Source organism: Acidisphaera sp. S103 (assembly GCF_009765975.1).
Lineage (GTDB): Bacteria > Pseudomonadota > Alphaproteobacteria > Acetobacterales > Acetobacteraceae > Rhodopila.
In genome coordinates, this window is the sequence record NZ_LMUJ01000030.1 from 87,836 (window position 1) to 113,430 (window position 25,595).

26 protein-coding genes are annotated in these 25,595 nt (G+C 64.6%); 11 read left to right on the forward strand and 15 right to left on the reverse strand.

The annotated features are described in order from the left end of the window. The first annotated feature begins 152 nt into the window (after positions 1-152). Positions 153-1,301 (forward strand): DUF2336 domain-containing protein, encoded by a 1,149-nt coding sequence (locus tag GSQ89_RS04320; protein WP_158922387.1) that lies wholly within the window; start codon positions 153-155, stop codon positions 1,299-1,301. 19 nt (positions 1,302-1,320) lie between these two features. On the opposite strand, the gene GSQ89_RS04325 is transcribed toward GSQ89_RS04320, so the two are convergent. Further along, positions 1,321-2,865 (reverse strand): apoptosis inducing factor family protein, encoded by a 1,545-nt coding sequence (locus GSQ89_RS04325; protein WP_158922389.1) that lies wholly within the window; start codon positions 2,863-2,865, stop codon positions 1,321-1,323. Positions 2,866-2,940: 75 nt separating this feature from the next. Further along, the gene (locus GSQ89_RS04330; protein WP_254073071.1) at positions 2,941-3,495 is read right to left on the reverse strand and encodes a TlpA disulfide reductase family protein; all 555 of its coding nucleotides are present in this window, start codon (positions 3,493-3,495) and stop codon (positions 2,941-2,943) included. 27 nt (positions 3,496-3,522) lie between these two features. Between GSQ89_RS04330 and argH the strand changes: the two genes are divergently transcribed. The 3 genes from argH to GSQ89_RS04340 are packed head-to-tail and all read left to right on the forward strand — an operon-like array spanning position 3,523 to position 6,036. Then, positions 3,523-4,938 (forward strand): argininosuccinate lyase, encoded by a 1,416-nt coding sequence (argH, locus tag GSQ89_RS04335; RefSeq protein ID WP_158922461.1) that lies wholly within the window; start codon positions 3,523-3,525, stop codon positions 4,936-4,938. Next, the gene (gene lptM / locus GSQ89_RS39020) at positions 4,935-5,060 is read left to right on the forward strand and encodes an LPS translocon maturation chaperone LptM (RefSeq protein WP_254073072.1); all 126 of its coding nucleotides are present in this window, start codon (positions 4,935-4,937) and stop codon (positions 5,058-5,060) included. The genes argH and lptM overlap by 4 nt, the downstream gene beginning before the upstream one ends. 16 nt (positions 5,061-5,076) lie before the next feature. Continuing rightward, a complete protein-coding gene (locus tag GSQ89_RS04340) occupies positions 5,077-6,036 on the forward strand; it encodes an SMP-30/gluconolactonase/LRE family protein (protein ID WP_158922391.1) in 960 nt (319 codons plus the stop codon). 182 nt (positions 6,037-6,218) lie between these two features. Here GSQ89_RS04340 and GSQ89_RS04345 read toward each other — a convergent pair whose 3' ends face one another. Genes GSQ89_RS04345 through GSQ89_RS04355 form a run of 3 tightly spaced genes read right to left on the reverse strand, consistent with a single transcriptional unit; the run spans position 6,219 to position 8,489 of the window. After that, on the reverse strand, positions 6,219-6,854 hold the full coding sequence (locus GSQ89_RS04345) for a LysE family translocator (protein ID WP_158922393.1): 636 nt from the start codon (positions 6,852-6,854) through the stop codon (positions 6,219-6,221). Further along, the gene (locus GSQ89_RS04350; RefSeq protein WP_158922395.1) at positions 6,851-7,732 is read right to left on the reverse strand and encodes an MBL fold metallo-hydrolase; all 882 of its coding nucleotides are present in this window, start codon (positions 7,730-7,732) and stop codon (positions 6,851-6,853) included. Before GSQ89_RS04350 ends, GSQ89_RS04345 begins: the two co-directional genes overlap by 4 nt. Positions 7,733-7,745: 13 nt before the next feature. Then, the gene (locus tag GSQ89_RS04355) at positions 7,746-8,489 is read right to left on the reverse strand and encodes a glucose 1-dehydrogenase (protein WP_158922397.1); all 744 of its coding nucleotides are present in this window, start codon (positions 8,487-8,489) and stop codon (positions 7,746-7,748) included. Between the two features lie 236 nt (positions 8,490-8,725). Between GSQ89_RS04355 and GSQ89_RS04360 the strand changes: the two genes are divergently transcribed. Continuing rightward, positions 8,726-8,893 (forward strand): hypothetical protein, encoded by a 168-nt coding sequence (locus GSQ89_RS04360; protein WP_158922399.1) that lies wholly within the window; start codon positions 8,726-8,728, stop codon positions 8,891-8,893. Between the two features lie 63 nt (positions 8,894-8,956). Here GSQ89_RS04360 and GSQ89_RS04365 read toward each other — a convergent pair whose 3' ends face one another. The 4 genes from GSQ89_RS04365 to GSQ89_RS04380 are packed head-to-tail and all read right to left on the reverse strand — an operon-like array spanning position 8,957 to position 12,186. Next, on the reverse strand, positions 8,957-9,307 hold the full coding sequence (locus tag GSQ89_RS04365) for a hypothetical protein (RefSeq protein ID WP_158922401.1): 351 nt from the start codon (positions 9,305-9,307) through the stop codon (positions 8,957-8,959). A 13-nt stretch (positions 9,308-9,320) separates the two neighbouring features. Further along, positions 9,321-9,677 (reverse strand): hypothetical protein, encoded by a 357-nt coding sequence (locus tag GSQ89_RS04370; RefSeq protein WP_158922403.1) that lies wholly within the window; start codon positions 9,675-9,677, stop codon positions 9,321-9,323. A 2-nt stretch (positions 9,678-9,679) separates the two neighbouring features. Then, the gene (locus GSQ89_RS04375) at positions 9,680-11,173 is read right to left on the reverse strand and encodes an amidohydrolase family protein (protein WP_158922405.1); all 1,494 of its coding nucleotides are present in this window, start codon (positions 11,171-11,173) and stop codon (positions 9,680-9,682) included. A gap of 14 nt (positions 11,174-11,187) precedes the next feature. Then, positions 11,188-12,186, reverse strand: a complete 999-nt coding sequence (locus GSQ89_RS04380; RefSeq protein WP_158922407.1) for an alpha/beta hydrolase — start codon at positions 12,184-12,186, stop codon at positions 11,188-11,190. 133 nt (positions 12,187-12,319) lie between these two features. Here GSQ89_RS04380 and GSQ89_RS04385 point away from each other — a divergent pair, with 133 nt between their 5' ends. From GSQ89_RS04385 to GSQ89_RS04405, 5 genes are all read left to right on the forward strand, one after another. Continuing rightward, entirely contained in the window at positions 12,320-12,781 is a 462-nt protein-coding gene (locus GSQ89_RS04385; protein WP_158922409.1) for a MaoC family dehydratase, read from the forward strand. A 193-nt stretch (positions 12,782-12,974) separates the two neighbouring features. Further along, entirely contained in the window at positions 12,975-14,105 is a 1,131-nt protein-coding gene (locus GSQ89_RS04390) for a zinc-dependent alcohol dehydrogenase family protein (protein ID WP_158922411.1), read from the forward strand. A 30-nt stretch (positions 14,106-14,135) separates the two neighbouring features. Then, complete coding sequence (locus GSQ89_RS04395) at positions 14,136-15,068, forward strand: NAD-dependent epimerase/dehydratase family protein (RefSeq protein ID WP_158922412.1); 933 nt, start codon at positions 14,136-14,138, stop codon at positions 15,066-15,068. Positions 15,069-15,075: 7 nt separating this feature from the next. Then, entirely contained in the window at positions 15,076-15,810 is a 735-nt protein-coding gene (locus tag GSQ89_RS04400) for a YdcF family protein (RefSeq protein WP_158922414.1), read from the forward strand. Further along, positions 15,788-16,840, forward strand: coding sequence for a GNAT family N-acetyltransferase (locus GSQ89_RS04405; protein WP_158922416.1), 1,053 nt, complete (start codon positions 15,788-15,790; stop codon positions 16,838-16,840). Before GSQ89_RS04400 ends, GSQ89_RS04405 begins: the two co-directional genes overlap by 23 nt. On the opposite strand, the gene GSQ89_RS04410 is transcribed toward GSQ89_RS04405, so the two are convergent. From GSQ89_RS04410 to GSQ89_RS04420, 3 genes are all read right to left on the reverse strand, one after another. After that, on the reverse strand, positions 16,841-18,889 hold the full coding sequence (locus tag GSQ89_RS04410; protein WP_158922418.1) for a PEP-CTERM sorting domain-containing protein: 2,049 nt from the start codon (positions 18,887-18,889) through the stop codon (positions 16,841-16,843). A 257-nt stretch (positions 18,890-19,146) separates the two neighbouring features. After that, the gene (locus GSQ89_RS04415) at positions 19,147-20,298 is read right to left on the reverse strand and encodes a GNAT family N-acetyltransferase (RefSeq protein ID WP_158922420.1); all 1,152 of its coding nucleotides are present in this window, start codon (positions 20,296-20,298) and stop codon (positions 19,147-19,149) included. Then, complete coding sequence (locus GSQ89_RS04420; protein WP_254073073.1) at positions 20,271-21,371, reverse strand: glycosyltransferase; 1,101 nt, start codon at positions 21,369-21,371, stop codon at positions 20,271-20,273. Before GSQ89_RS04420 ends, GSQ89_RS04415 begins: the two co-directional genes overlap by 28 nt. 38 nt (positions 21,372-21,409) lie before the next feature. Between GSQ89_RS04420 and GSQ89_RS04425 the strand changes: the two genes are divergently transcribed. Next, positions 21,410-22,345, forward strand: a complete 936-nt coding sequence (locus GSQ89_RS04425) for a right-handed parallel beta-helix repeat-containing protein (protein ID WP_158922424.1) — start codon at positions 21,410-21,412, stop codon at positions 22,343-22,345. 14 nt (positions 22,346-22,359) lie between these two features. On the opposite strand, the gene GSQ89_RS04430 is transcribed toward GSQ89_RS04425, so the two are convergent. The 3 genes from GSQ89_RS04430 to murA all read right to left on the reverse strand — a co-directional run bounded on the left by GSQ89_RS04430 (position 22,360) and on the right by murA (position 25,460). Continuing rightward, on the reverse strand, positions 22,360-23,601 hold the full coding sequence (locus GSQ89_RS04430; RefSeq protein WP_158922426.1) for a Zn-dependent hydrolase: 1,242 nt from the start codon (positions 23,599-23,601) through the stop codon (positions 22,360-22,362). Beyond that, entirely contained in the window at positions 23,598-24,005 is a 408-nt protein-coding gene (locus GSQ89_RS04435; protein ID WP_158922428.1) for a globin family protein, read from the reverse strand. Before GSQ89_RS04435 ends, GSQ89_RS04430 begins: the two co-directional genes overlap by 4 nt. A 120-nt stretch (positions 24,006-24,125) precedes the next feature. Next, on the reverse strand, positions 24,126-25,460 hold the full coding sequence (gene murA / locus GSQ89_RS04440) for a UDP-N-acetylglucosamine 1-carboxyvinyltransferase (protein WP_158922429.1): 1,335 nt from the start codon (positions 25,458-25,460) through the stop codon (positions 24,126-24,128). Positions 25,461-25,595 lie beyond the last annotated feature (135 nt).

A 25,595-nucleotide genomic window follows, 5' to 3' on the forward strand; every position in this document is an offset into this window, starting at 1 on the left:
CGGCATGAATGCAGGCGACCGTGAGAAGCAACCTTACAGGCGGTCTCAAAGCTGTCGGGTACAATGCCCTTCCGCCTGCACGCGGCAAATTAACGGGTTATTCATCTCTTCCTGCCAACCTCGCACGATTCAACGTCCTTCGCGAGGTCCGCATGCCCGCCTCCCTCTCGTCCCACGATGTCGCTCGGCTGATGTCCGAACCGTCCCCAGACTTGCGGGCCGAACTGGCGGGTAAGGTCGCCGCCGATCTGGCGGGTGCCGGCCTGACGTCGTCGGAGGTCAAACTGGCCCAGGACATCGTGCGCACCCTGGCCCGGGACGTTGCGGAGAAGGTCCGGGCATCGCTATCGCGCGGTCTGCGCCATTCTTCGCACCTGCCGCGGGATGTCGCCCTGCGACTGGCCCGGGACATCGACTTCGTCGCCCTGCCGATGCTGGCCGACTCCCTGGTGCTGACCGACGAAGACCTGATCGGGATCGTCCGCAACGGTTCATCCTCCAAGCAGGAGGCGATCGCCAGCCGTCCCAACCTGGCCGAGACGGTATCGGATGCCCTGATCACCCATGGCGAGGAGCCCGCCGTCGCCGTGCTGATGGCCAACAACTCGGCGTCCATCGCCGAGGACAGCTTCAACCGAGCGGTGACCCGCTTCGCCGACAGCAACCGGGTGAAGGAGGCGATGGTGCTGCGCGAAAAGCTGCCGATCACCGTCGCCGAACGGCTGGTCACGATGGTGTCGAGGGCGTTGCAGGCGCACCTGGTGAAGACCCACGAACTGGCCCCGGCGACGGTGGCGGACATCGTCCTGACCTCCCGCGAGCATGCGATCATCCACCTCAGCCTGGGGGCCTCGGATGAGGATCTGCGGCAGATGGTGACGCAGATGCAGCGGAACGGGCGGCTAACTCCGTCGCTGATCCTGCGGGCGCTGTGTACCGGCGATATCGCGTTCTTCGAGGCCGCCATGGCGGCGAAAAGCGAGGTGCCGCTCGATAACGCCCAGATCCTGATCCACGAGCCCAGCCGGCGGGGCCTGGCCGCGCTATACCGGAAGGCCAGAATGCCGGAAGCGCTGTACAGCGCGGTCCAGGCGGCGGTCGATGTCGTTGACGAAACAGGTTTCGACGGTGAGGCGCGCGACCTGGAGCGGTTTCGCTCCCGGGTGATCACCCGGATACTGACACTGGTGGAGAACGTCGATCCGTCGGACGCGGATTATCTGCTGGATAAGCTGGGCGACGTGCTGGTGCATGCACCGACGGATAACGAATCGAGCCGGCTGCACATACCGATGATCTGACTGTCGGTTTGAACGCGCTTTAGGGCCTGAAGTGTTGTGACAGCGCCACGCCGAGGGCATCCGGCGTCCAGTCGCGGCGTTGGTAAAAGAGTTCGATCAGGGCGGATGTCTCCTGGTCCCGGTCCAGCCCGGCGGCAGCAACAACGCGGCCATTCTTGACGTAGTAGGCAAGAAACTCCGGTTTCTCCAGGTCGCCGTGGACGATGATGTCGTCCCACTCCTTGGCATGGCCGATGTAGGTGAGACATTTCATGTATTGGATGGTCCAGAACACCGGAACCGCGTCATAGCGAACGGTTTGTCCAGCCATGTTCACGGCCGCGATCCGGCCGTGTTGTTCGGCGACACGCCAGTGCTCGACACGAACGGGGGCACCATCGCCTTGCAGCGGGAAGCTGGCGATGTCGCCGGCCGCATACAGGCCATCGGTGGCTTTCAGCGTGGCATCGACGGATACGCCGCCGTCTTTATTCAGCCTGACGCCGTGCAGGTAATCGGTGACGGGATGGACGCCGAAGCCGATCACCACGAGGTCGGCGGGCAGGCGCTCGCCGTTGCGCAGGACGACGGTTTGGACGCTGCCGTCGCCCTCCAACGCCTGGATTTCCTGGCCGAGGCGGAAAGTGACGCCGTTCTTCCGGTGCAATCCGACCAGCGCATTGCCGATCTTGGCACCGAGCTGTTTCTCGAAGGGGGATGTTTCCTTGCCGACCACGGTCACGTCCAGGCCGCGTTCGCGCAGGCTGGCGGCAACTTCCATGCCGATGAAACTGGCCCCCAGGACGACGGCGCGTTCGCTGCGTTCGGCCTGGGCGAGGATGGCGTCCGCGTCTTCCCGGGAACGCAGGACGAAGACGTTGCCCAGGTTGGCGCCCGGGATGTCCGGACGAATGGGGGCGGCGCCGGTGGCCAACAGGGCGGCGTCATAGGCCAGGGTGAAGCCGTCAGCGCAGCTTATGGTTTTCCGAACTGCGTCCAGGCTGGTCACCTGGGCGGTACGGCGCTCGATGCGGTGCTGCCGGTAGAAGGATTGGGATTGAAGCGGGGATTTTTCAGCGTTTTGTTCGCCGGACAGGACGTATTTGCTGAGGATGGTGCGGTCGTACGGGACCCTGTTGTGCTGGTCGAGCATGACGACACGGCCGTTGAAGCCGGTCTCGCGCAGGGTTTGCGCGGCGAGGGCACCAGCGGCTCCGGCACCGACGATGGCGAAAACGCGTTGATCGGGCGCCAGGGCCGGTTGCGCCGGTTCGACCGGAGGGGTGGTGACCAGGATGCGCTGACCGTCGATGCGGGCTTCGTAGCGCGGTAGATTGTCGACGGCGGGCGGGTCCAGCAGCGCGCCGGTGCGGATGCAGAAGGCCGCTTTGTGCCATGGGCAGATGATGCGGTCGCCATTGCGGACGCCTTCTTCCAGTGGGCCGCCGGCATGGGGACAGGTCGCGCCGATGGCATGCACCGTCTGGCCGTCACGGATCAGCAGGATTTTCTCGCCATCGACCTCGATCGGATGCATGGCTCCATCGGGCAGATCAGTCAGTTCTGCGACGTTGTGCTGCGGCATGGTGGGGTCCCCGGTTCGTCCGTAGCCATGACGGACGGCCGGGGGGCAGCGTTTGGTGCCACGCGGGGTTGTGATCTATCCCGCCGTCAGCTTCTGGATCAGCGCCTGTGCTTCCGGCGTGCCCCAGTCGGCGGCGCCCTCCAACCGAGCGACGACTTTTCCCGCTTTGTCGATGATGACCGTGGTGGGAATGCCGCGAGCGTTGAATGCCCTCGACAGCGCGCCCTTCGGGTCCAGCAATACGGGGAGCGCGGTGATGTCGTGCGCATGATACCACGCTCGCACCGCATCGGCGCCGCCCCGGTCCGACGACAGCGGCAATACGGCGATGTCGTGCGGCGCCAGCTCCTTGGACAACACCTGCAGCGACGGCATCTCGGCCACGCAGGGCGCGCACCATGTGGCCCACATGTTGACCACCATCCCTCGGCCCTTGAATTCGCTTAGATGATGGGTCGATCCATCCTGCGCGACGAACACCGCGTCCGGCGGCGGATCCTGCGGCGGCGACACAGGTTCCAGCCCCTCGGACAGGGGCGCCAGCGTCTCGGCGAGCGGTTTGCGCGGCAGCGCGGTGGCGGCTAGGGTGCCGCCCGCTGTCGCCAGGAGTATCCGGCGTCGGATCATCATCAAGCTGGAACCCTTTTTGTGACCAATATGCCCGACCGCCCGTCCGCGGATCGCATCAATGAGCCGGCCAATATGCAATGGGGCGGCCGCTTCGCCGGTGGTCCGTCGGTGATCATGCAGGACATAAATGCCTCCATCGGCTTCGACCGCAAGCTGTGGCGGCAGGACATTCGCGGATCGCGCGCCCATGCGGCGATGCTGGCCAGGATCGGCCTGCTCAGCGCGGAAGATGAGAAGGCCATCGCCGGGGGTCTAGACGCGATCGCCCAGGAAATCGAGGCCGGCCGCTTCGCCTTCGATGTCGCGCTGGAAGACATCCACATGAACATCGAGGCTCGTTTGACCGACCGCATCGGTGAGGCCGGCAAGCGGCTGCACACCGCCCGCAGCCGCAACGACCAGGTGGCGACGGATTTCCGCCTGTGGGTGCGCGATGCGATCGACGGTCTGTCGGCGCAGATTTCCGACGTCATGCTTGCGTTGGCGCAGCGAGCGGCGCAGCACGCGGCGGACCCGATGCCCGGCTTCACCCATCTGCAGACCGCACAGCCAGTGACCTTCGGACACCATCTGCTGGCGTATGTGGAGATGCTGGATCGGGATCGGGGGCGGCTGGCGGATTGCCGCCGCCGGCTGAACGCGTGTCCGCTGGGATCGGCGGCGTTGGCCGGAACCTCGTTCCCGATCGACCGGACGATGACCGCGGCGGCGCTGGGCTTCGACCGGCCGACGGCGAACAGCCTGGATGCAGTGTCGGACCGCGATTTCGCGATGGAATTTCTGTCCGCGGCGGCGATCAGCGCGGTGCATCTGTCCCGCCTGGCCGAGGAAATCGTGATCTGGTGCAGTGCTCCCTATCGCTTCATCCGGCTGTCCGACGCCTTCACCACCGGATCATCGATCATGCCGCAAAAGCGCAATCCGGATGCAGCCGAGTTGGTGCGCGCGAAAACCGGGCGGGTCACCGGCGCCCTGGTGGCGCTGCTGACCGTGATGAAAGGCCTGCCACTGGCCTACGCGAAGGACATGCAGGAGGACAAGGAACCGGTGTTCGACGCCGCCGAGGCCTGGGCGCTGTCGCTGGCGGCCACCGCCGGCATGGTGCGTGACATGACCCCGGATGTCGGCCGGATGCGCGAATTCGCCGGCTCCGGCTTCGCCACGGCGACCGATCTGGCGGACTGGCTGGTGCGGGTGCTGCGCCTGCCGTTCCGCAGTGCGCATCACGTCACCGGACGGCTGGTGGCATTGGCGGAGGCACGCGGTGTCGATCTGGCCGGTTTGTCGCTGGCCGAGATGCAGTCGGTTGAAGCCGGTATCACGAGCGACGTGTTTTCAGTGCTGACAGTGGAGGCTTCGGTGGCGTCTAGGGTGAGCTACGGCGGCACGGCGCCGGCCAACGTCGCCGAACAGGCGGCGCGGTGGCTGGCGGTGCTGGCATGAGGGCGATCGTGGCACTGGCGGTGGTCCTGGGGTTGCTGGTGGCGTGCGGCAAGAAAGGCCCGCCCGACCCGCCCGGACCAAAAGAGAAGATCATCTATCCGAAGAGTTATCCAACGCACTGAAATCAAGGAAACGCCCATGTCAGGACCCGCCGCTCGTTGGGAGTCGTCAACGCCCGTCCGCTACCCCGATCCGGACGTGGTCGTGCTGGATCCCAGGTTCCAGAAGATCTTCATCGGCAATGCCGGTATCCAGCGCATCGCCACTGGGTTCGACTTCACCGAGGGGCCGGTATGGTTCGGCGACGGGCGGTATCTGTTGTTCTCCGACATTCCGAACGATCGGATCCTGCGGTGGGATGAAACCACCGGTGGCGTCAGCGTGTTCCGCAACCCCTCGCATTATGCCAACGGCAATACGCGCGATCGGCAAGGCCGGCTGATCACCTGCGAGCATGACACGCAGCGGGTTACCCGGACGGAATATGACGGCACCGTCGTTGTGCTGGCCGAGCAGTGGGAGGGCAAGAAGTTGACCGGCCCGAACGACGTGGTGGTGAAGTCCGACGGTACGATCTGGTTCAGCGACAACGGTGCCGGCACCCGCGGCAACTACCTGGGACATACAGCGCCGCAGCAGCATCCGTTCCGCGTGTATCGCTTCGATCCTCGCACCAATACCTTGACCATCGCTGTCGGCGACATGGCTCGGCCGAACGGTCTGTGTTTTTCCCCTGACGAGACGCGGCTGTACGTCGTGGATACGCCGGGCACCGGGCCGAAGAGTACCTGGGTCTACGACATCGTCGATGATGGAACCACGGCGGTGAATGGGCGGGTGTTCTTCGATGGGGCCGGCTGGGCGGATGGTATCCGTTGCGATACCGAGGGCAATGTCTGGGCCGGGTTATCCGGCGGCGAGGGTCAGGACGGTGTGGGCGTCTTCGCGCCGGACGGCACGCTGATCGGACGCATTCTGCTGCCGGAACGGTGTGCGAACGTGTGCTTTGGCGGCAGGAAGCGGAACCGGTTGTTCATGGCGGCCAGCCAGTCGGTTTATGCGCTGTATGTGGAGGCGCAAGGGGCGGTTGGGGGATGATCTTCCCATGTCGTCATACCAACCCGCGTTATTGTTGATCGTTTGGCACCGTCTTGCGACCGTCATGGCGAGCGGAGGCTCGCCATCCACGCCTTTGTTTTCGCGGCAGAAGGCGTGGATGCCGATCTGCATCGGCATGACGGACGGTAGCTGCCGAAGCGCCGATGACTATGCCGTTGGTATCAAATCCGCCGCCAGACGCCCGGTGCCGCCGTGGCAATTGCATGCATGCCGAACCCCAGGAACAACACCCCCGACACACGTGTCACCCACAGCGCGTGCCGCCGGTAGAACCGGCGGACCACGCCGGCCCCGATCACCGTGATCAGGACGCCGTCGGCCGCGACGAACCCGACGCACGCTGCTGCCAGCAGAGGGACGAACGCACTCCAGTCCAGTGCGCTCGCGTAACGCGCCAGCAGCGCGGTGAACATCGCCACCGCCACAGGATAGGCCTTCGGATTCGACAATCCGAAGGCCAGCCCGCGCAGCAGCGGCCGCTTAGGTTCCGTCGTCACCGCCCCGTCAATGCCACGCGTGGCCGTGGCGGACCGGACACCCAGCCAGCACAGGTAGATCCCACAAACCAAACCCAGGACATCGAAAAACAGCGACCCGATGGTCCGGGCACCGATGATCGCCGTCAGCGACAGTGCTGCCCACAGCACGTCACCAACGAAATGGCCGCACAGGAACAGCGCCCCGGCCCGCCGGCCTCGGCCGGCACCGATTCCCAGCAAAGCCAGGAACGCGGGACCCGGCGCCAAGGTATAGGCGGCGCCGGACAAAGCCGAGGCGAGCAGCAGCCCGAATGTCACCCCCCGAACGCCTGATCCCACGGCTCCGGCACCATCAGGTAACCGTCCTTCGACTTCGCCAGATAGGCGAACCCGGGGAAGTGCACATGCATCCCGGCGATCAACTGCCGGTCGGTCGCCACCATGTCGAACGTCCGCTTGCGCGTCGCGGCGGCGGCATGCGGGTCGGTATCGAACACCATGGTGACCTCGGGCCGGGGCACCTGCACCTCCGGCACATGGGTGATATCGCCCCAGATCAGCAACGACTTGTCACCCGAGGCGATCATGTACCCGGAATGACCCGGCGTATGCCCATGCAACGGCATCGACGTCACGCCCGGAAAAACCTCGACCGCACCTGAGAATGTCCGCATCTGATTGTGATACGGCGCCATCTGTTCGCGCGCGCACTGAAAATACAATTTCCGAGCGCGATCGTCCGCTCGGGACATGGCGCCGTCGTCATTCCAGTGGCGCGGTTCGTTCTCATGTACCACCAATTCGGCGTTGGGGAAGAATTTCTCCCCGGTCTTCGGGTCCGCCAGCCCAGCGGAATGATCCGGATGCATGTGCGTCAGGATCACCGATTCGATGTCCGCCGGATTGACGCCGGCCGCCTTCAGGTTCTGCTGTAGCTTGCCCGCCGTCGGCAGCAGATAATCGCCTGATCCTGTCTCGATCAACGCCAGCCGGCCAGCGGAATAGACGAGGTAGCAGTTGACCGACGTCCGCCGCCCGGGACGGAACCCGTCGGTCAGCAACTGCGTCGCATCGCCGGGCGATATGTTCTGCATCACCTCCACGGTGCCATCCAGATAACCGTCTGACAGCGCGGTGACGACGATGTCGCCGATCCGCCGGTGATAGACGCCCGGGATCTGTGAACTCGGAACCATGTATGCACTCCTGTTATTGCGCGATGTAGCCGCCGTCGATGACCAGTTCCGTTCCGGTGACGAACGAGGCTTCGTCGGAGGCTAGGAACAGCACGCCGTACGCGACTTCGATCGGTTCGCCAAGCCGGCGCAGCGGCGTGGCCTCGATCTTCGAGGCACGTCCGGCGGCGTTGGTTGCGTTCAGCATCGGCGGCATGTAGCCCGGATGCACCGAGTTTACCCGAATGCCTGATGGACCGTATTTCGCCGCCGCCGCCTTGGTATATAGCCTGACAGCGCCCTTGGAGGCGGCATACCCCGGATGGCTGTCGGCGCTGCCGACGAAGCCCATGATCGACGATATGTTGACGATCGAACCGCGTCCGTTCGGGATCATGGCCGTCGCGGCATGCTTGGTGCCCAGGAACACGCTGGCGGCATTGACGGACAGCAGTTTCTGCCATCCCTCCAGACCATCCACGTCACCCACCGAACTGCCGCTGATTCCGGCGTTGTTGACCAGGATGTCGAGCCGTCCATAGGTGGCGATCGTCTCGGCGATCAGCTTCTGCCAATCGCTTTCCGACGTCACATCCGTTCGGATAAACCGCGCCCGGCCTTGGCTGGCGGCAATATCGGCGGCAACCGCCTCGCCTTCCTTCGTCAGCATGTCGGCGATAACGACGGCGGCGCCTTCCTTGGCGAACAGGCGGGCCTCGGCTTCACCCATGCCGTGCGCGCCGCCGGTGACGATGGCGACCTTGTCTTTCAGACGCATTTTTTCCTCCTCGGTTTGTGGCCCGGCGCTGCCTCGGAAGCCAGCGCGGCGGGGCGAACTACCGAAGCAGGTCTTCCGATCGGCGTCCACCATGCGGCCTGCCGGTATCAAGACCATTTCCGCGCATGGTGCATAAATCCAATAACCAAAACCCCGATTATCGTCCCCACCGCGAAGACCTATCTGCGGACCCATGAAAGCCGGACACACCGCCCGACCAAAGATGGAGAACCCCGATGAAGACCATGATCCTTGCCGCTTTCGCAGCGCTGAGCCTGACCGCGGCGATCGCCCCGGTGGCGAATGCCGCATCCTTCGGGCGGCCGACCTTGACCTACCATCAGGGGTCATATGACAACACCGCCAACAGCCTCGGCGGCCGGTATGTCGGCGGCGGGGACTAACCTTCTGCCGCTAAACGCGAGGTTGGGGCCGGGGTAATTCCCCGGCCCTTTTCGCGTCCGCCGCTATTCGACCGGCACGAAAATCGAATGCCGCATTTTGCCGCCGATCGACTTCGACAGATGCCCCTTGCCGCGGATGTCCTCGACCAGGATCACCTCGCCGGCGCCGATTTCACGTGCCTCGCCGTCGCTGGCGGTGATCTTCACCCCACCGTCCAGATTGATGATGTATTGGCGCCGCGGCGCCGGATGCCAGCTCAGGTCGTAATCGCCGCCGGTCTCGCGGAAGATGATGCCGTTGGCGGGCAAGCGGGCGGACAACTTGCTGCCGTTGCGCTCCTCGACCCATTGGACCTCGACGTCGCGCCAGTGGGTTTCGCCGGCGTCATCGACGTATATGTTATGGATTCGCATTGGTTTTGTCTCCCTATTCGATCGGCACGAAGATCGAGTGCCGCATCTGGTTGTTGACGGATTTGGACAGGTGGCCTCGGCCGGTGATGTCTTCCACCAGGATGATTTCGCCGGCACCGATAACGCGGGATTCGCCGTCGCTGGCGGTCAGTTCCACGCCGGCATCGAGGTTGATGATGTATTGCCGGCGCGGTGCCGGATGCCAGGGACGATCGTGCTCTGCCTGCGTCTGGCGGAAGATGATGCCGGTGGCGGGCAGACGGGCGGAGGTCTTTCCCTCCGGCCCTTCCTGAGCCCAGTCGACCTGGACGTCCCGCCAATGGGACTCGCCCTGCGCATCGCAATACAGGTTGTGGACGCGGATGCCCATTTTTATGCCCTCCGGACGTAGCCATAACGCAGGTTGCTGGGATCGGGGCCGTCGCGCAGATACTCTTCCTTCAACATCCCGAAACGATCCGGCTTGGCGAGTTCGGCGTGGCGGTCGTAGCCGAACAGGCGGAAGCCGTTTTCCGCGAAGACACCGCGTTTGACTGGACCGTCGGCGGCACCGAGCGGGGTGAAGCCGTGCTTTTTCTGCATGTCCTCGGGGATTTCCAGCCGGCGCAGGCCCTCGATCTGCCATTGCGGCGCGCCGGTCCAGACTGCATCCGTGCCCCAGATCACGTGGTCGGGGCCGAGGCCCTTGATCAGCGTGCCCATCAGCGCGGCGGCCAGGCGTGGTTCGGCGATGCTGGTGTAGGCGAAAAGCTGGCCCAGGTCGCCGTAGACGTTCGTCACGCCATATTTTGCGGGGATCTCGGCGAGATCGCTGACCCAGGAACTGCGGCCGGTCTGATCCCATTCCGCCATCGCATCGGCAGGCGAGCCGCCGACATGGCGATAGCCGGAATGATAGACGACGAAATTAAGCCCCGGCCAATCCTTCGCAGCCTTGCCGACGTCGCTGACATCGACGTAGCTGCGCAGGTTCGGGAACAGCTTTTCGGCCGACGGTGGAAACAGGCCTTTATGGATGCAGACGTTTTTGATGCCGGCTTTCTGGAAGCGTTCGTAGGCCGGATACATCAGCTTCTCGTCATCCAGATGCCATGGATAGTGGCTGGTATCCTTATGGGTGTTGTCGCCGATCGTGTAGCCTTTCCAGCCATCCGGCCGCAGTGTCGCGATCGCATGGTCGATGCCGTCCATCCAGCCTGGCTGGCCGGGCACGATGGTGTAATGCGCCAGCAAACGGCGGGCGCCAGCCTGCTTGTTCACCTTGTCGCGCGTCTGGAAGACCATTTCATTGGTCAGGAACCAGTCTTGCGGAACGTCGGACGGGGAGTTGGTCAGCAGCGCCACCTTGGTGTCGCTGTCGAGAAACACTTCCTTGAAGTAGTTGTCGAATTTCAGGTCGGCGAGGGTCTGTTCCTTGTCACCAAGCTGCTTGTTCCAGCCGAACTTGCCGACCGCGGCGCGCTGGGCAACGAAGTTGGTCAGTCGCGTGTCGTCGCGCAGGAAATGCGTGTGGCAGTCGAACACATCCTGGCCACGCAGCACGATAGCGCGTTCGTCGGCCATTTCCGGCGTGGCGGCCTCTGCCTCGGAGACCGTGAACAGCTTCCCGTAGACCTGGTTCATCGCCACGAATGCGGCGGCCATGCCCGATGCGGTCTGGAAGAAGCGGCGGCGGCTGACGCCCTGGCGCTTGGCGTAATGATCGCCCATTTCCGCTAGACGATCCTCCACCTGCTTCTGCTGGGCGGTCTGGGGTTCGGGGAAATATTCGTCACTCGACACGATCTGCGTGGGGATCGGAAAACGATGCGGCAGGTCCTCGGCCGGCGATAGTTGGGCGCGTTCCTCGTCGCTGAGAAATCCCATGGTCTTGCCTCCTTTTATGCGGTTTTCGGCATCGTCAGGAATTCGTGCATCACGTGCCAGAAGTCGGCGCGCGTCAGGCTCATGCCGATGGCGTGCGCGGCACCCGGGATGACGTTGTATTGCTTGTCCGGCGTGGGCAGCTTGGTGAAGAAGTCGAGCAGATCTTCCTCGGTGGAAATGCCGTCGTATTGCCCGCGTACCATCAGCACCGGGCACTGGACCTTGGCGGGATCGACCAGCGGCAGATTGGCCGTCATGTCGAGATAGGTGCCGGTCGGAACGGTGTCGCCATTCGGCATCTCGGCCTTGGCGAGCGCCACGGGCACCCGCGGGTCCGATGTGCCGGGCTTGTCGCGGGTGAAGATGCTCAGGATCATGGCTTCATCGCGCTTGCGGCGGTTGTGGGTGCGGTAGAATTCCGTCTGTTCGCCCCGCTTGGCGAGCGTCGGCGATCCCTTGCCGGTATAGGTGAAGGCTTCCAGCACAAGCCGCTCCACGCGAGCCGGTTCCGCCGCCGCAAAGGCCCCTGCCCTGATCGCGCCGCTGCTTTCGCCCATGAAATGGAATTTCGTCTGTCCCGTCTCCCGCTCCACCATGGGCACCACGGCGCGCAGATCGGCGACGCCCGATGCGATGTCGGAATTGCCTGACGTGACGGTCGATTTGCCATAGCCCTCGAAATCCATGGTCCAGACATCGAAGCCCCAGCGCGCGAAGACGTTCATCAGCGAGTATTCCCCCGCCCCCGGTACCGTCAAATCGAAGCTCGGCAGTGACGAAATCGACGATCCATGGACCAGGAACAGGACTGGCAGTTTCGCTTCCCCGGCACGGGGTGCATGCAGCCGTTTGCGGTAGATCGCCAGCGTAACGTCGCCCTTCCTGGCCTGGTACTGCGCTGTCCAGAACGATTCGGCGGCGGCCGCCGGCCGGGTAACGGCAGCCACGGCAAGCGGTGCGCCGATCATGACTCCACGTCGAGAGGCCGTCGTGATGTGGTCGTTCCCCGCCATGCGTCGCCCGCCTGATTTGATTTTCGCCATTGAGGCCCGTTTTGCGCCGTACGTCCAGGGCGGCCCGAAACCCTTCTTCCCATAAATCCCGGGATGCGGTTGACTCGCGCGAACGCAAGGGAAGGATCGGAACATGGCGGGGCTTTATTACGAACAATTCTCGGTCGGGCAGGAATTCGCCCATCCTTGGACGCGGACGGTCACCGAGATGGACAACACGCTGTTCAGTGCCCTGACCATGAACGTCCAGCCGTTGCATCTCGACGCCCATTTTGCCGCCGAAACCGAATTCGGCCAGCGGCTGGTGAATTCGGTGTTCACCCTCGGCCTGATGGTAGGCATGACGGTGAATGACACCACCCTGGGGACGACCGTCGGCAACCTGGGATTCACCGAGATGAAGTTCCCCAAGCCGGTGTTCCACGGCGATACGCTGCGGGCGCGGACGAAAGTGCTGACGATGCGCGAAAGCCGGTCCCGCCCCGATGTCGGGATCGTCGAGTTCGAGCATACATGCTGGAATCAGCGCGACGAAATGGTGGCGATCTGCACGCGCCAGGCGATGATGCGCAAGCGCCCGCCCGAGCGTCCATGACCAAGCCGCCCAAGACCGACCCCAAAGCGGACCGAGCAGCCCGGGAAGCCGCGGCGCTGCGGGAGAACCTTTTGAAACGAAAAGACCAGGCCCGTCGGCGGCAGGACGCCAAAGCGGAGCCAGCGCCGCGGGACGGCTTGCCGAAACCACCCGGACAGCCACAATAGTCCCCTCGCTACCAAGGATACCGACCATGAAGATGCGCGCCGCCGTGCTGCGGGAACAGGGCAAGCCACGCCCCTATGCCACCAGCAAACCGATGACGATCGAGACCGTCGACCTCGACCCGCCTGGGCCGGGTGAGGTCCTGTATAAGATCGTCGGCGCCGGGCTGTGCCATTCCGATCTGTCCACCATCGAGAACCTGCGGCCGCGCAAACTGCCCACCATCCCCGGCCATGAAGCCGCCGGCATCGTCGAGGAAGTCGGACCCGGCGTCACCAGCCTGAAGCCTGGCGACCATGTCATCAGCGTCTTCGTCACCAGTTGCAACGAGTGCCGCTACTGCAACGGCGGGCGGCCGAATTTGTGTCAAAGCTCCAATACGTCCCGCACCAACGGCACGCTGATCTCCGGCGCCCGCCGCCTGTCGCTGAACGGGGAGCCGATCTACCACTACAGCGGCCTGTCGGTGTTCGCGCAGTATGCCGTCGTCGCGCAGAACGCACTGATAAAGATCCCCGATGAGGTGCCGCTGGAGGATGCCACGATCTTCGGCTGCGCCGTCGTCACCGGCGTGGGCGCGGTGCTGAATACCGCACAGGTGCCGCCGGGCGGGCAGATGGCGGTCGTCGGCTTGGGCGGCGTGGGCATGAACGCCCTGATGGGTGGGGTTATCGCCGGCGCCGAACGCATCGTCGCGGTCGACCTGAACGCCGACAAACTACGGATCGCCCGTGAACTCGGCGCGACCGATACGTTCCTTGCCGGCAACGCCGACGTGGTGGAGGAAATCCGCCAGGCCACCGGCGGCGGTCTGGACTACGTGATCGAAACCGCTGGCTCGATTCCGGCGATGAACCTCGCCTATGCCATCGCCGCCCGCGGCGGTGCGGTGGTCAGCGCCGGGCTTCCCGCCTCGACCGCCACGTTCTCCTACCTGCATTCCGCCCTGGTGAGTGACGGAAAGAGTATCATGGGCAGCTATATGGGCAGTTGCGTGCCCAAGCGGGACATTCCCCGCTTCATCGCATTGTATCAACGTGGCAAACTGCCGGTGCAGAAATTGCGTTCGGGGACCATCACCTTTGACGAGATCAACGAGGGCTTCGACCGCCTGTCCGACGGCTCCGTACTTCGCCAGGTCCTGCAACCGCACGCGTGACACGCGCCTTGGCGAGGTGTCACCAGCCCCATGACCACCTACCTCGTGACCGGGGGAGCCGGGTTCATCGGCTCCCACCTTTGCGACGCCCTGGTCACCCGCGGCGATACGGTGCGCGTGCTCGACAACCTGTCCACCGGCAACAGATCCAACCTTCCTGCCGGTGCGACCTTGATCGAGGGCGATGTCGCCGACCCGGAAATCGTCGCCGCGGCGATGGAGGGTGTCGATGGCTGCTTCCATCTCGCCGCCATCGCCTCGGTCGAGCGCGGCATCACCGATTGGCTTGGTACCCACAACGCCAACATCACCGGCACGATCACAGTGTTCGACGCGATTCGCCGCCAGGGCAGCAAAATCCCGGTGGTTTACGCGTCGTCGGCCGCCGTTTACGGCGACGCCCCCACGGTTCCGATTGCCGAGACCGACCCTTGCACACCGCTATCCGCGTACGGCGCCGACAAATACGCCTGCGAGCTGCACGCCCGCGTCGCCAGCCACGTCCACGCTATCCCCACCACCGGCCTGCGTTTCTTCAACGTCTACGGTCCTCGCCAGGACCCGAAATCGCCGTATTCCGGGGTCATCTCCATCTTCTGTCAGCGCATTGCCGCCGGCCAGCCGATCAAGATTTTCGGCGACGGGCAGCAAACCCGCGATTTCGTCTATGTCGCCGATGTTGTCGCGGCGCTGCTGGCCGGCATGGGCCTGCGCGCGACGGATTCCCCGGTGTTCAACCTCTGTACTGGGATTCCGACTTCGGTCGAGGCGCTTGCCCGCCTGATCGCCGACCTGGCCGGGAAGAACCTCAACGCCCGTTCGGAACCGCCCCGCGTCGGGGAGATCAGACACTCCTTCGGCGTGCCCACTCACGCCAATGCCGTCCTGGGATTGTCGGGCCGCGTGCCGTTGCGCACCGGCCTCGCCAACGTTCTGGCCTGGATGGCCGGCTCGACCGATTGAACGCACCATGAAAGCCATTCTCGAGGCCCTGGCGCTGCCGCCCACAATTTTCGTCGTCCTGATCACGGCCGGCCTGCTGCTAGGCGGCCGGTGGCAACGGCCTGGCCGCTGGCTGACGTGGGCGTCGCTGATCGCGCTGATCCTATTCGGCATGCCGGCGGTTTCGGGCAGCCTGCTTCTGGCCCTGGAAACCGGCCTGCCCATGACCCCCCCGGCCGACCATCCGCCGCAGGCCATCGTCGTCCTCAGCGCCGAGTATACCCGCTCCAGCGACGACGCACTGGGTTACAGGCCGGGCCTGCTCTCGCTCGACCGGTTGCGCACCGCCGCCGCGCTGCATCGGCGCACCGGCCTGCCGATCCTGGTCAGTGGCGGTGTCGGTCAGGCCGGGGCGCCGGCGTTGGCGATCGTCTTGGCGCAAAGCCTGAAGGATGATTTGCAAACCCCGGCCCGCTGGACCGAAGCAAGATCCAAAGACACCTGGCAGAATGCCCGCTTCAGCGCCGAAATCCTGCGCGCCAACGGCATCTCCTCCATCTATCTCGTCACCCATTCCTGGCATATGCGGCGCGCCCTGGTGGCGTTCCGGGCTACCGGACTGACGGTGACCGCCGCCCCCACCGCGCTGGATGAGCCACTCGGACCGGATCTGGATGATTTTCTACCCCGAGCGGCCGGCTGGCAGACTGGCTACTTCGCCATGCACGAATGGATCGGGTATGCGTGGTACGAACTGCCCTGAAACCTTCGCCTCGGTCGCGGCATTGCCGCCCGACGCCCTGGCCTTGCTCGACAACGCCCCCGGCCTTTTCGCCGGACGCGCCTGGTGGGATGTCGTGCAGTCGCACGCGATACCGGCCGGAAGCGAGCCATTATTCGTCACCATTCGCACCGAAGGCCGGGTTGTCGCGATGCTGCCGATGTTGCGAACCGGCAGCCGGCTGAGCAGCCTGACCACGCCCTATACTTGCGAATACATGCCGCTGCTCTCGGCCGGACTCAGTCAATCCGCGCGAATCGCCGCCATGACTGCATTCGGCGCACTATGCCGAGGCCGGGGAAGCGTCCGGCTCGATGCGTTGCCCGCCGAATGGGTTTACCTGAGCGACCTGGAGACCGGCGTGCGCGAGGCCGGTCTGCGCGTCCTGCGCTTCGATCATTTCGGCAACTGGCACGAGGATGTCGCCACCCTGGACTGGTCCGGCTACCTGGTCGGGCGGCCTGGCGCCCTGCGTGAAACCATCCGCCGCCGCCTGCGGCGCGCCGAGAAACTGCCGGACGCGCGGTTCGACCTGTTCACCCAGCCAGCCCAGATGGACCAGGCCGTGGAAGCGTTCGAATCCGTCTATAGCCGAAGCTGGAAGGATGCCGAACCCTTCCCGACCTTCAACGCCGCGCTGATCCGCAGCACGGCCGCACTCGGTTTGCTGCGACTCGGAGTCTGGTCGATCGGCAGCCAGCCTGCCGCGGTGCAGTTCTGGGTGGTGAGGGACGGCCGCGCCATCGTGTTGAAACTGGCGCATGATGAGGCGTTCAAGGCGCACTCACCCGGCACCGTGCTGACCGCGCTGATGGTGCGGCATCTGTTGGACCAGGAGCATGTGGCAGCGATTGATTTCGGCCGCGGGGACGACGCCTACAAGCAAGGCTGGGCAACAAGGCGCCGGCAACGCATCGGGATGCTGCTGGTCAATCCGTGGCGGATGGCTGGGGCAATGGATCTTCTGCGCCATACCGCCGGGCGGGTTCGCGCGGCGGTAACCCGGCGTTGATCAGTCTTTTTGAGCGGCGCGCTTCCGGCGGCGGAAGCCGGCGAGCCCAGCCAGCCCGGCACCCAGCACGGCGAGTGACGTCGGTTCCGGCACGCTCGTCGCGGTCAGGGCGTAGGTGAAGTTCTCACCGTAGCCGCCAAGCCCGGTTCCTTCGTCGGTGAAGATCGTCAGGCTGGAACTCAGCGTCGAATACGGGATGTTGCTGGTCACCGTGATCGGCACCACCAGCATGCCGCCTTCGGTGATGACGGAAGACACCGAGGAGACGGAGAAAGCCGACGCATTCGCGCCGGTGATCGAATACGCGTCGATCGTCAGGTTGGTCAGGTTGGCGTTGCCGCCATTGGCGTCGGTGGTGACGTTCCCCAGATCCAGAAGCAGGGTCGTAGCCACGTTATAGCTGACCACCCCGAAGCTGATCGTCGCCCCGGCGGCGCCCGCCGTGTGACCGGTGCCATTCACCGTTGGCGTGTTGACGCCCTTGCCCACCAGCGTGCTGGCATAGGTGGGGCCGACCGCCGACCCGGTCAGCGTGGCCGCAACCGACTGGCTCAAATTGGTTCCGGCCGAACTGCCATCGCTGAAAGTGATCGGATCGGTGACCGAGGTGCTACCGCGGCTGCTACCTGGCGTGTAGGTGTATCCCAGTGTCGATGTCGCGGTGGTGCCAAGCGCCGTGGGCGATGTGGCATTGCTGACCAGATTGATCGTCGCGGCCGAAGCGGCGAAGCCCCCGCTGGAGACCCCGGACACGCTTCCGTTCAGCGCAGTTTTCGCGCCGCTGCCGGCGAGGTTGCCATCGCCGATGTTCGCGACAACGAACGACCCGCTGACCGAGGAACCGGAACCGATACGGCCATACACCGTCGAGTTCGCAATCGATTGGATGGGCGCGACACCGGTGCCGGTCAACGTCGTGGTCTGGATCGACGCGAGGTTCTGGCCATTGGAAGAACCGTTCGACAGTGTCTCCACCACCATCGCGGAGGACGAACCGACCACTGTCGGTTTATAGGTGTAACTATAATTCGTCGACGAGGTATCAGTCAGGTTGATCGATGCACCCGCCGTGGCCGCGAAGCCGCTGACGCTGCTCAGCGCGCCAACGCTACCCCGCAGATTGCTGATGGCCCCGGCACCGGACAGGTTGCCATTACCCGTGTTGCTGACATTGACCGTTGCCGTGGAACTCGATGTCACCAGCACATAGCCGGCGCTGGCGGACCCGGCGACAGATGCCACTGGCGCCACGCCGGTGCCGCTGAGCGTCGTCACCACGGACGTCCCGACGTTTTTTGTCGTGCTGCCGTCAGTGAAAGTGGTGACCACCGTCGCCGACGCCGCCCCCGTGCTCGTCGGCGTGAATACATACCCATACGACGACGAACTGCTGCTTTGAGCAGACTTTGTGCTGTTGTCGGTCAGCGAAAAACTTGCTGTTCCCGTGCCCACGAAAACGGAGTTGCCCGAAGCACCGTAAGACCCATTCAGGTTGTAGGTCGAGCCAGATCCCGCCTCGTTGCCATTGCCGGTGTTGGCGACGCTCAGCGTTGCTGTTCCGCTTTGACCGACCAGCACAAAGCCACTGCCGACCACGGCGGTTGTCCCCGGGCCGGAAATCGTTGGCGCCACGCCCGTGCCAGTCAGCGTGATGGTCGCCGAACCTTCGTTGGTGCTGCCATGGATGTAGCTGGCGGTGAGGACGTCGCTGACCCCGCCGGTAACCGTCGGCGTGAAGGTGAACGCGGAAGAACTTATGGTAGCTGACGAGGCACTCGAGCCACTCGTAACCGTTTGGAAAACCGCGATACCGGAAAACTCCCCGGTCGCGCCGGTGATCGTCCCGAAACCTGGACGGGTGCTGATTCCTAAGCCGCTGATTGTCGCTTTATCCGTGACACTGGCGCTGGTCGTGGCCGGCGACGTCACGAGAACGTAACTTAGCGACTGCGTCCCGATCGTGGTCACGTCAGGCGTCGCACGCGCCTCATGCCCCTCCATCAGAAGCAGTGCCAGCAGAGAAGTCGCGGATGCCAGTGACGCTCTCAAAGCTTCAGCCCTACCTTTGTCCGTTTACATATCGTGCCGTTTGACGATACACAACTACTTTTTTATACATTCCATGCTCGCACCGCCGCGGCGAATTACGCATGCTTCATACCGTATATCGTAATATTTTATGTCGAATATCGACATATAACATCGTCATGCATTTTCTATGTTCGATATCGATATTTTTTGTTGTCAATTCGCTGAAGCGAGTCGTGCTATGCACACATCATGCCAGAACTCGAAACCTTTTGGTATCAATTCGTTGGTGGGCGATTTATCTCAATAACCGACGAAACTGTAAAATTTTCCGACACTGTCCCGGCTTTACCCACCCATCGCCGAGCCACCGCCAAGCCCGCCCGAAACAGCCGAATGGGCGACCAGAGAGGTCCCGCTTCCACCCAGACCTGCCGATATGCCCCATCGGCGAGGCTGCGTTTGTAACGGTCCTCCCCTACTAAAAAATCATAGATTTCAATCTCTTGATCCAATGCGAACTGAATGGCCCGGTAATGGCAGGTCAGGCCCGGTTTCGCCCGGGGCGCCGTCGCCCGGTAGGCGAAACCACTCTGATAGGCCAACATTCTACCTTGGAAATGAAAATTATACAAAATACCGATGACAGCCCCATGACATGACACTTTCAGCAGCACCACCTCGCCACGTGGCATCCCTGCCGCGATCAGGTCCCGATGAAACCGACCAAAAAACGGCCGGGCAAAACTGCCAGGCCGCCCCCTGGCGGTCCACGCCGCTTGATGCAGCACCGCCATCTCCGCCAGCATCGCGTGCCCCGCCGCCACCGACTCGGCCCGCTCCACCACAATCGACCCGTAAAACCGTTCCGACCGGCGGATCTGCTGGCGCGTGTTGGCGCTGCGCCCAGCCAGGTAATCCCCGCCCGCCGCCCGCAACGCGGCCAGGTCGACAAACGGCGCGGCCTGCGACCGCACAACCCGCATCAACCCCGCCGATCGCCCGACCGCGGCCAGCACCGAGTCGTCCATGCCCGACAGCACCAGGTCGTACCGGCCCGTCACCGCCCGCAGGCACAGTTCGGTCAGTTCCGCCTCCCGCCCCGCCTCGGTCAGCACCCCGTTCTGCTCGACATACGGACAATCCAGCTCCGCCGAACCGTTTTCATCCAGATACAGGACCGCCGGCCCGACAAGCCGGCGAACCCGGTTGAACAAGGCCAGCGCAACGGTCCGTCCGTCGTCGGTCGCCTCCACCAGAACCGGGTCAGCAAACCGCTCCGCCGCCAGGCAGCCAACCCAGGTCCAGCTTTGGAAGAACGACAGCGCCGCACGCTGTTCCAAATCCCGCCATCGACACCCCAATTCGGCGAAATCCGCCACGCCGGAAACCCGAACCACCGTCACGGCGCCGCGGCCCCCCCGCGCCACAGCGCGCCATGCGTGGCGAACATCGCCGCCTGGTCGAAATCCCGCTCCGCCTTCGCCCGGTTGTCCGATCCGATTCGCCGCCGCGCCGCGGGGTCGGCGGCCAACCCCGCCAGCGCACTTGCCAGCGCCGCATCGTCCAGGCCGGTGACAAGGGGCGCGTTGGCCTCCGCCACCATCAGCCGCACGTCACCGACATCCGTCGAGACAACCGGCAGCCCGCTTGCCATCGCCTCGATCACCGAAAGCGGCATCTGCTCGGTGTCCGACGACAAGGCGAAGATGTCGAACGTCGCATAGAACGCGGCGGTATCCTGGTGATGGCCGGCGAAGCGCACTCGGTCCGCCACGCCCAGCGACACCGCCAGCGCCTCCAGCGCCGGACGCTCCGGCCCGTCGCCGACAATGACCAGCCGGCCCGCCGGCAGCAGGGCGAACGCACGCAGCAGCCGGGAGATATTCTTCTCCGCCCGCAAAGCCGCGATGGTGCCAATGACCGGTTCGCCGGTTCCCCGCTTTGTGCCGTCCGTCACAAACCGAGCCAGGTCGATTCCGTTCGGCACGTAGCGGATCACCCGGGGCGGCAGTTTCCAGACCTCGGTCGCGATGCGCACCAGGTTGCGGGATGGCATGACGACCGGCGTCCGGCCCAGCGCGATCCTCCGTATCAACACGCGACGCCGAATCTGGGTGTTGCGTTCCTCCGGCCCGAACCCGTCCACGACATGCATGTGACGGGTGACCGGCACGATGTTGGCCAGTGAGAACTCGATCGCGCCCCAGTTGCAGGTGACCAGCACATCCGGCCGCCAGCGTCGCAGCAGCAGCCGGTAATGCCAGGCATTCGACAGCATGGCGTTCTTGGCCGCCGCGACCGCCGGAAACGTCACGTCCAGGCCGGGATCCAGCCGTTCCCGGCACGCCAGGTTGCCGTCCAGGGAGACCACGATGTGGCGGAACGCCGAACCAAAATGGTTGGCGACGGCGGCGAAACGCACTTGTGCGCCACCCACCGCGAAGGTCGGGAATACGTGGACGACCAACGGTGCCGCTGTCTGTCCGGTTGCCAGTTTCACCTTGACTTTCCTCAGGCCTTCCGCCGACACGACCATCGATGACCTGGTCCTGGCATACCGCAATCGCTTTCGGCACCGCAATGCTTTGCGCCCTGCTTCCCCCCTTGCCCGCCAACGCTCGCGATCTATCGGTCGGCCGAACCCGGCTGCTGAAAGTGCCGAGCCAGGCCGCCACGATCGCCGCCGATGGCGATGTTGTCCGTATCGATCCCGGCGTCTACACGGATTGCGCGATCTGGAACGCCTCCCACCTGGTGATCGAGGCCACCGGACCCGGCGTCGTGATCGCCGGCAAAACCTGCGCCGAGATGGGCATCTTCGTCACCCAAGGCGACGACATCACGGTCCGAGGCATCACCTTCGCCGACGCCTCCGTCATCTGGCACAACGGCGCCGGCATCCGCGCGGCCGGCGACAACCTGACGGTCGAGCACAGCCGCTTCCTGCATAACGAAAACGGCATCCTGGCCGGCGGCGGTCCCGACAGCGTGGTGCGGATCAGCGACAGCACGTTCATCGGCAACGGCACCTGCATCGGGCGGTGCGCGCATGGCATCTATGCCGGCGCGCCGATCGCCCTGCTGGAGATCGACCACAGCGTCTTCCTGGACACCAAGGTTGGCCACCACATCAAGTCGCGGGCCCGCAACACCGTCATACGCGACAATCGCGTCGAGGACGGACCGACCGGCACCGCCAGCTACCTGATCGACATTCCCAACGGCGGCAACGTGCTGATCCAGGGCAACACCATGGAAAAAGGCGCCGGCAGCGAAAACCCCGCCGTCGCGATCTCCATCGGCGAGGAGGGCATGAAAAACCCCACCTCGGTGCTGATCGTTGAAGACAACGTTTTCCACAATGACGAGCCGACGCGCACCATCTTCGTCCGCGACAGCACGCCGACGCCGGTCGAGATGTCCGGCAACACCATCACCGGCGACGTCGAACTTCCCGCCGAACCGTCAAAGTAGCCGGCGTAACGACGTCACGGCCCGGCACCGGTCCCCGCCAATTCCAGCACCGCATCGAGCAGCACCTGGGTTCCCCGCGCGATCTGCTCCTTGGTCGAGTATTCCTTCGGATTATGCGTTATCCCCGCCACGCTCGGCACGAACAGCATCGCGCTCGGGACCAACGGGGCCATCAGGACCGAATCGTGACCGGCGGCGGCGATCATGTCCCGGGTCGAAAGCTGGCGACCGGCTGCCTTCCCGCGCAGCAACGCGCCCAACTTCGTATCGAACACGATCGGTCCGAACGTGGCGTAAGGATCGACGTCTATACGTACGCCTCGGCGCCGGGCGATGTCCGATAGTGCCCGGCGCAGGGAAGCCTCCATCGCGACGGCCTCATCCGCGCTGTTGTGGCGAACGTCGCAATGCAGCCGGGTGATGTGCGGCACATTCCCTCGGGCATTCGGAATATTCTCGATCCAGCTTGCGCTCGCCCGGCCGAATGGTTCGGCGGTGAGGCCAATTCGTTCCACAGCCAGGATCACCTCGGCCGCCGCCGCCAGGCTGTCGTGGCGCCGGTTCATCTCGGTCGGACCGACATGACTGGGCTCGCCCGTGATCGCTAACTGGAAGTAACGGGCATGCATCGTGCCTACGACAATACCGATGTCGGCACCGGTCGCTTCCATCACCGGGCCTTGCTCAATATGCAGCTCCAGCCAGGCGCTCCAGTCACGCGGCGCGGGGGTCAAGGACCCGGCCTGGCCACTGTCCGCCAGCGCCTGGGCGACCGACACGCCGTCGTCGTCCGTCATCGCGAGAGCCACGTCCAGCGGCAACTCGCCGGCGGCGACGCGGCTGCCCATCATGGCGGGGCGGAACCGGCTGCCCTCCTCATTCATCCAGTTCACAAGTTCCAAGGGCGCACGCGTTCGGATGCCGGCGTCGTCCAGCGTCCTGATCACCCCCAGCCCCGCCAGCACGCCGGCGACCCCATCGAAGCGCCCGCCCGTGGGCACCGTGTCCAGATGGCTGCCAAACGCGACAGCCGGGGTAGCCATGTCGATACCGGTTCGGTGCAGGAACATGTTGCCGATCGCATCCTGCTGATGATGCAGGCCGAGTGCCTGGCACCAGCGCAGGAAAAGGGTGCGGGCGGCGGCGTCCTCGGCGGTCAACGCCAACCGGCGGCTGCCGCCTTCTGGTGTCGGACCGATTTCGGCGATGTCCATGATGGATTGCCATAGCCGGTCGGCATTGATCGTCGGGTTCATGCGGCGGCGGCGTCCTTCATCACGGTGGCGAGAATCGTATAGGCTTCCGTCCATGCCGCTTCCACCGGCGGCGTGAAAGCATCGCCCAATCCTTGCGCCAGGGTCCAGAGCAGCGCGGCGGCGACAGTATCGTAATGGGCCGCCCGGACGCCGTATTCCGCGTGCCGGCGGCCCAGGTCGCGCACCGCCGGAACAATCACCTCCAGTTTGTGCAGGTTGGCGACCGCGGTGCCGATCATCGTCATCAGCTTGCGTCCCTGTTCGGCCATGTCGCCCTTGAACAGCGGTTTCAGCGCCGGATCGAGCACGAACAGCCGATCGTAGAACAGTGCCGCCGCCTGCGAACCGATCGGGGCGACCTTGGCGAAGGAATCACGGACAAGCGCCTGGTTTTCGGGAGTCATGGAAGCCTCGCTCTGCCTGTTGTAGAGACAAAGCGCCATGCAAATGTCGGGCCGGACCAGAGTTCCTTACTTGATCGTGTGCTTCAGACCTCCGGCGATTCCGCCTCCGGTCATCGCGCTTTACCCGATCTTGTCGCGGGTGATCACCGCACCGCAGGCGACCAGTTTCTCGGCCATGCCGTCGTATCCGCGGTCCAAATGGTCCAGCCCGTCCAGGACCGTGTCCCCCTTCGCACCCAGGCCCGCCAGCACCAGCGCCGCCGCCGCCCGGACGTCCGTCGCCATGACCCGAGCGCCCGCCAGCCGATCCACGCCGCGCACATGGGCTGTGGTGCCCAGGACGGTGATGTCCGCGCCCATCTTCCGCAGTTCGTCGACATGGCGAAACCGTTGCTCGAAAATCGTCTCGGTGATCGCACTGGCCCCCGCAGCGGTCGCCAGCATCGCCATCGCCGGCGATTGCAGGTCGGTCGCGAACCCGGGGTAAGGCCGGGTCTGGATGTCGATCCCGGTCAACCCCGCCGGCGACCGGCGCGCGATCACGCCATCCCGGACATCTTCCAGCACGACCCCGGCCGCGGCAAATGCGGGTCTTGCCGTGCCCAGCAGTTCGGCGTGGGCATGGCGCAGCAGGACCTCTCCGTCCGTGACCGCCGCGGCACAGGCGATCGTCCCGAGCTCGATACGGTCCGGCATCACCGTGTAGTCGGCACCGGCCAGTTCCCGGCCACCTTGGATTATCAGGACGTCGCTGCCGATCCCCGTGATCGCCGCACCCATCATCGTCAGGCACTGCGCCAGATCGGTGATTTCGGGTTCCCGTGCCGCGTTGCGGATGATGGTCTGTCCCTTTGCCAGGACGGCGGCCAGCAGCAGGTTCTCGGTCGCGCCGACGGATGGCTGGGGCAGCACGATCTCCGCGCCACAAAGACCGTATGGCGCGGTCGCGTGGATCAGGCCGCCGTTCACCTCGACCTCGGCGCCCATGGCGCGCAGGCCGGCGATGTGGAAGTCGATGCCGCGCAGCCCGATCGCATCGCCGCCCGGCAGCGGCAGGCTCGCTTCCCCGCAGCGTGCCAGCAGGGCGCCCAGCAACAGGACGGAGGCGCGCATGCGGGCCACCAGGTCGCGGTCTATCTGACGCGGATGGATCCGTTCGGCGCATACCGTCAGTGCACGCCCGGTCCGGCCGGTCGACCAGGTCAGGTCCGCGCCGAGACGCTGCAGCAGGTTCGACAGCACGGCGACGTCCAGGATGGCCGGCACATTGTCCAGGACAACGGGGCGCGGCGTCAGCAGCGCCGAGACCATCAGCGGCAGGACGGCGTTCTTCGCGCCGCTGACCCCGTAGGTGCCGACCAGCGGACGACCGCCCTGAATCACCAGGCAGGTGCCGGGGTTGGGGCGCCACCAGGGCGAGGCCCCGAGCAAAGAGACGTCGGAAAGATGATTCATACGGTGGAGTCGCTCAGGTTCAGTCTTTGATCTTAGCGAAAGAAGCCACCGAGCCGCTACCCGGCTTGCAGCGCCCACTCGCGGTGGACCGGATATGTGATCGTGGCCTGTTGAACAGGCTTGCCAGCACGCCAC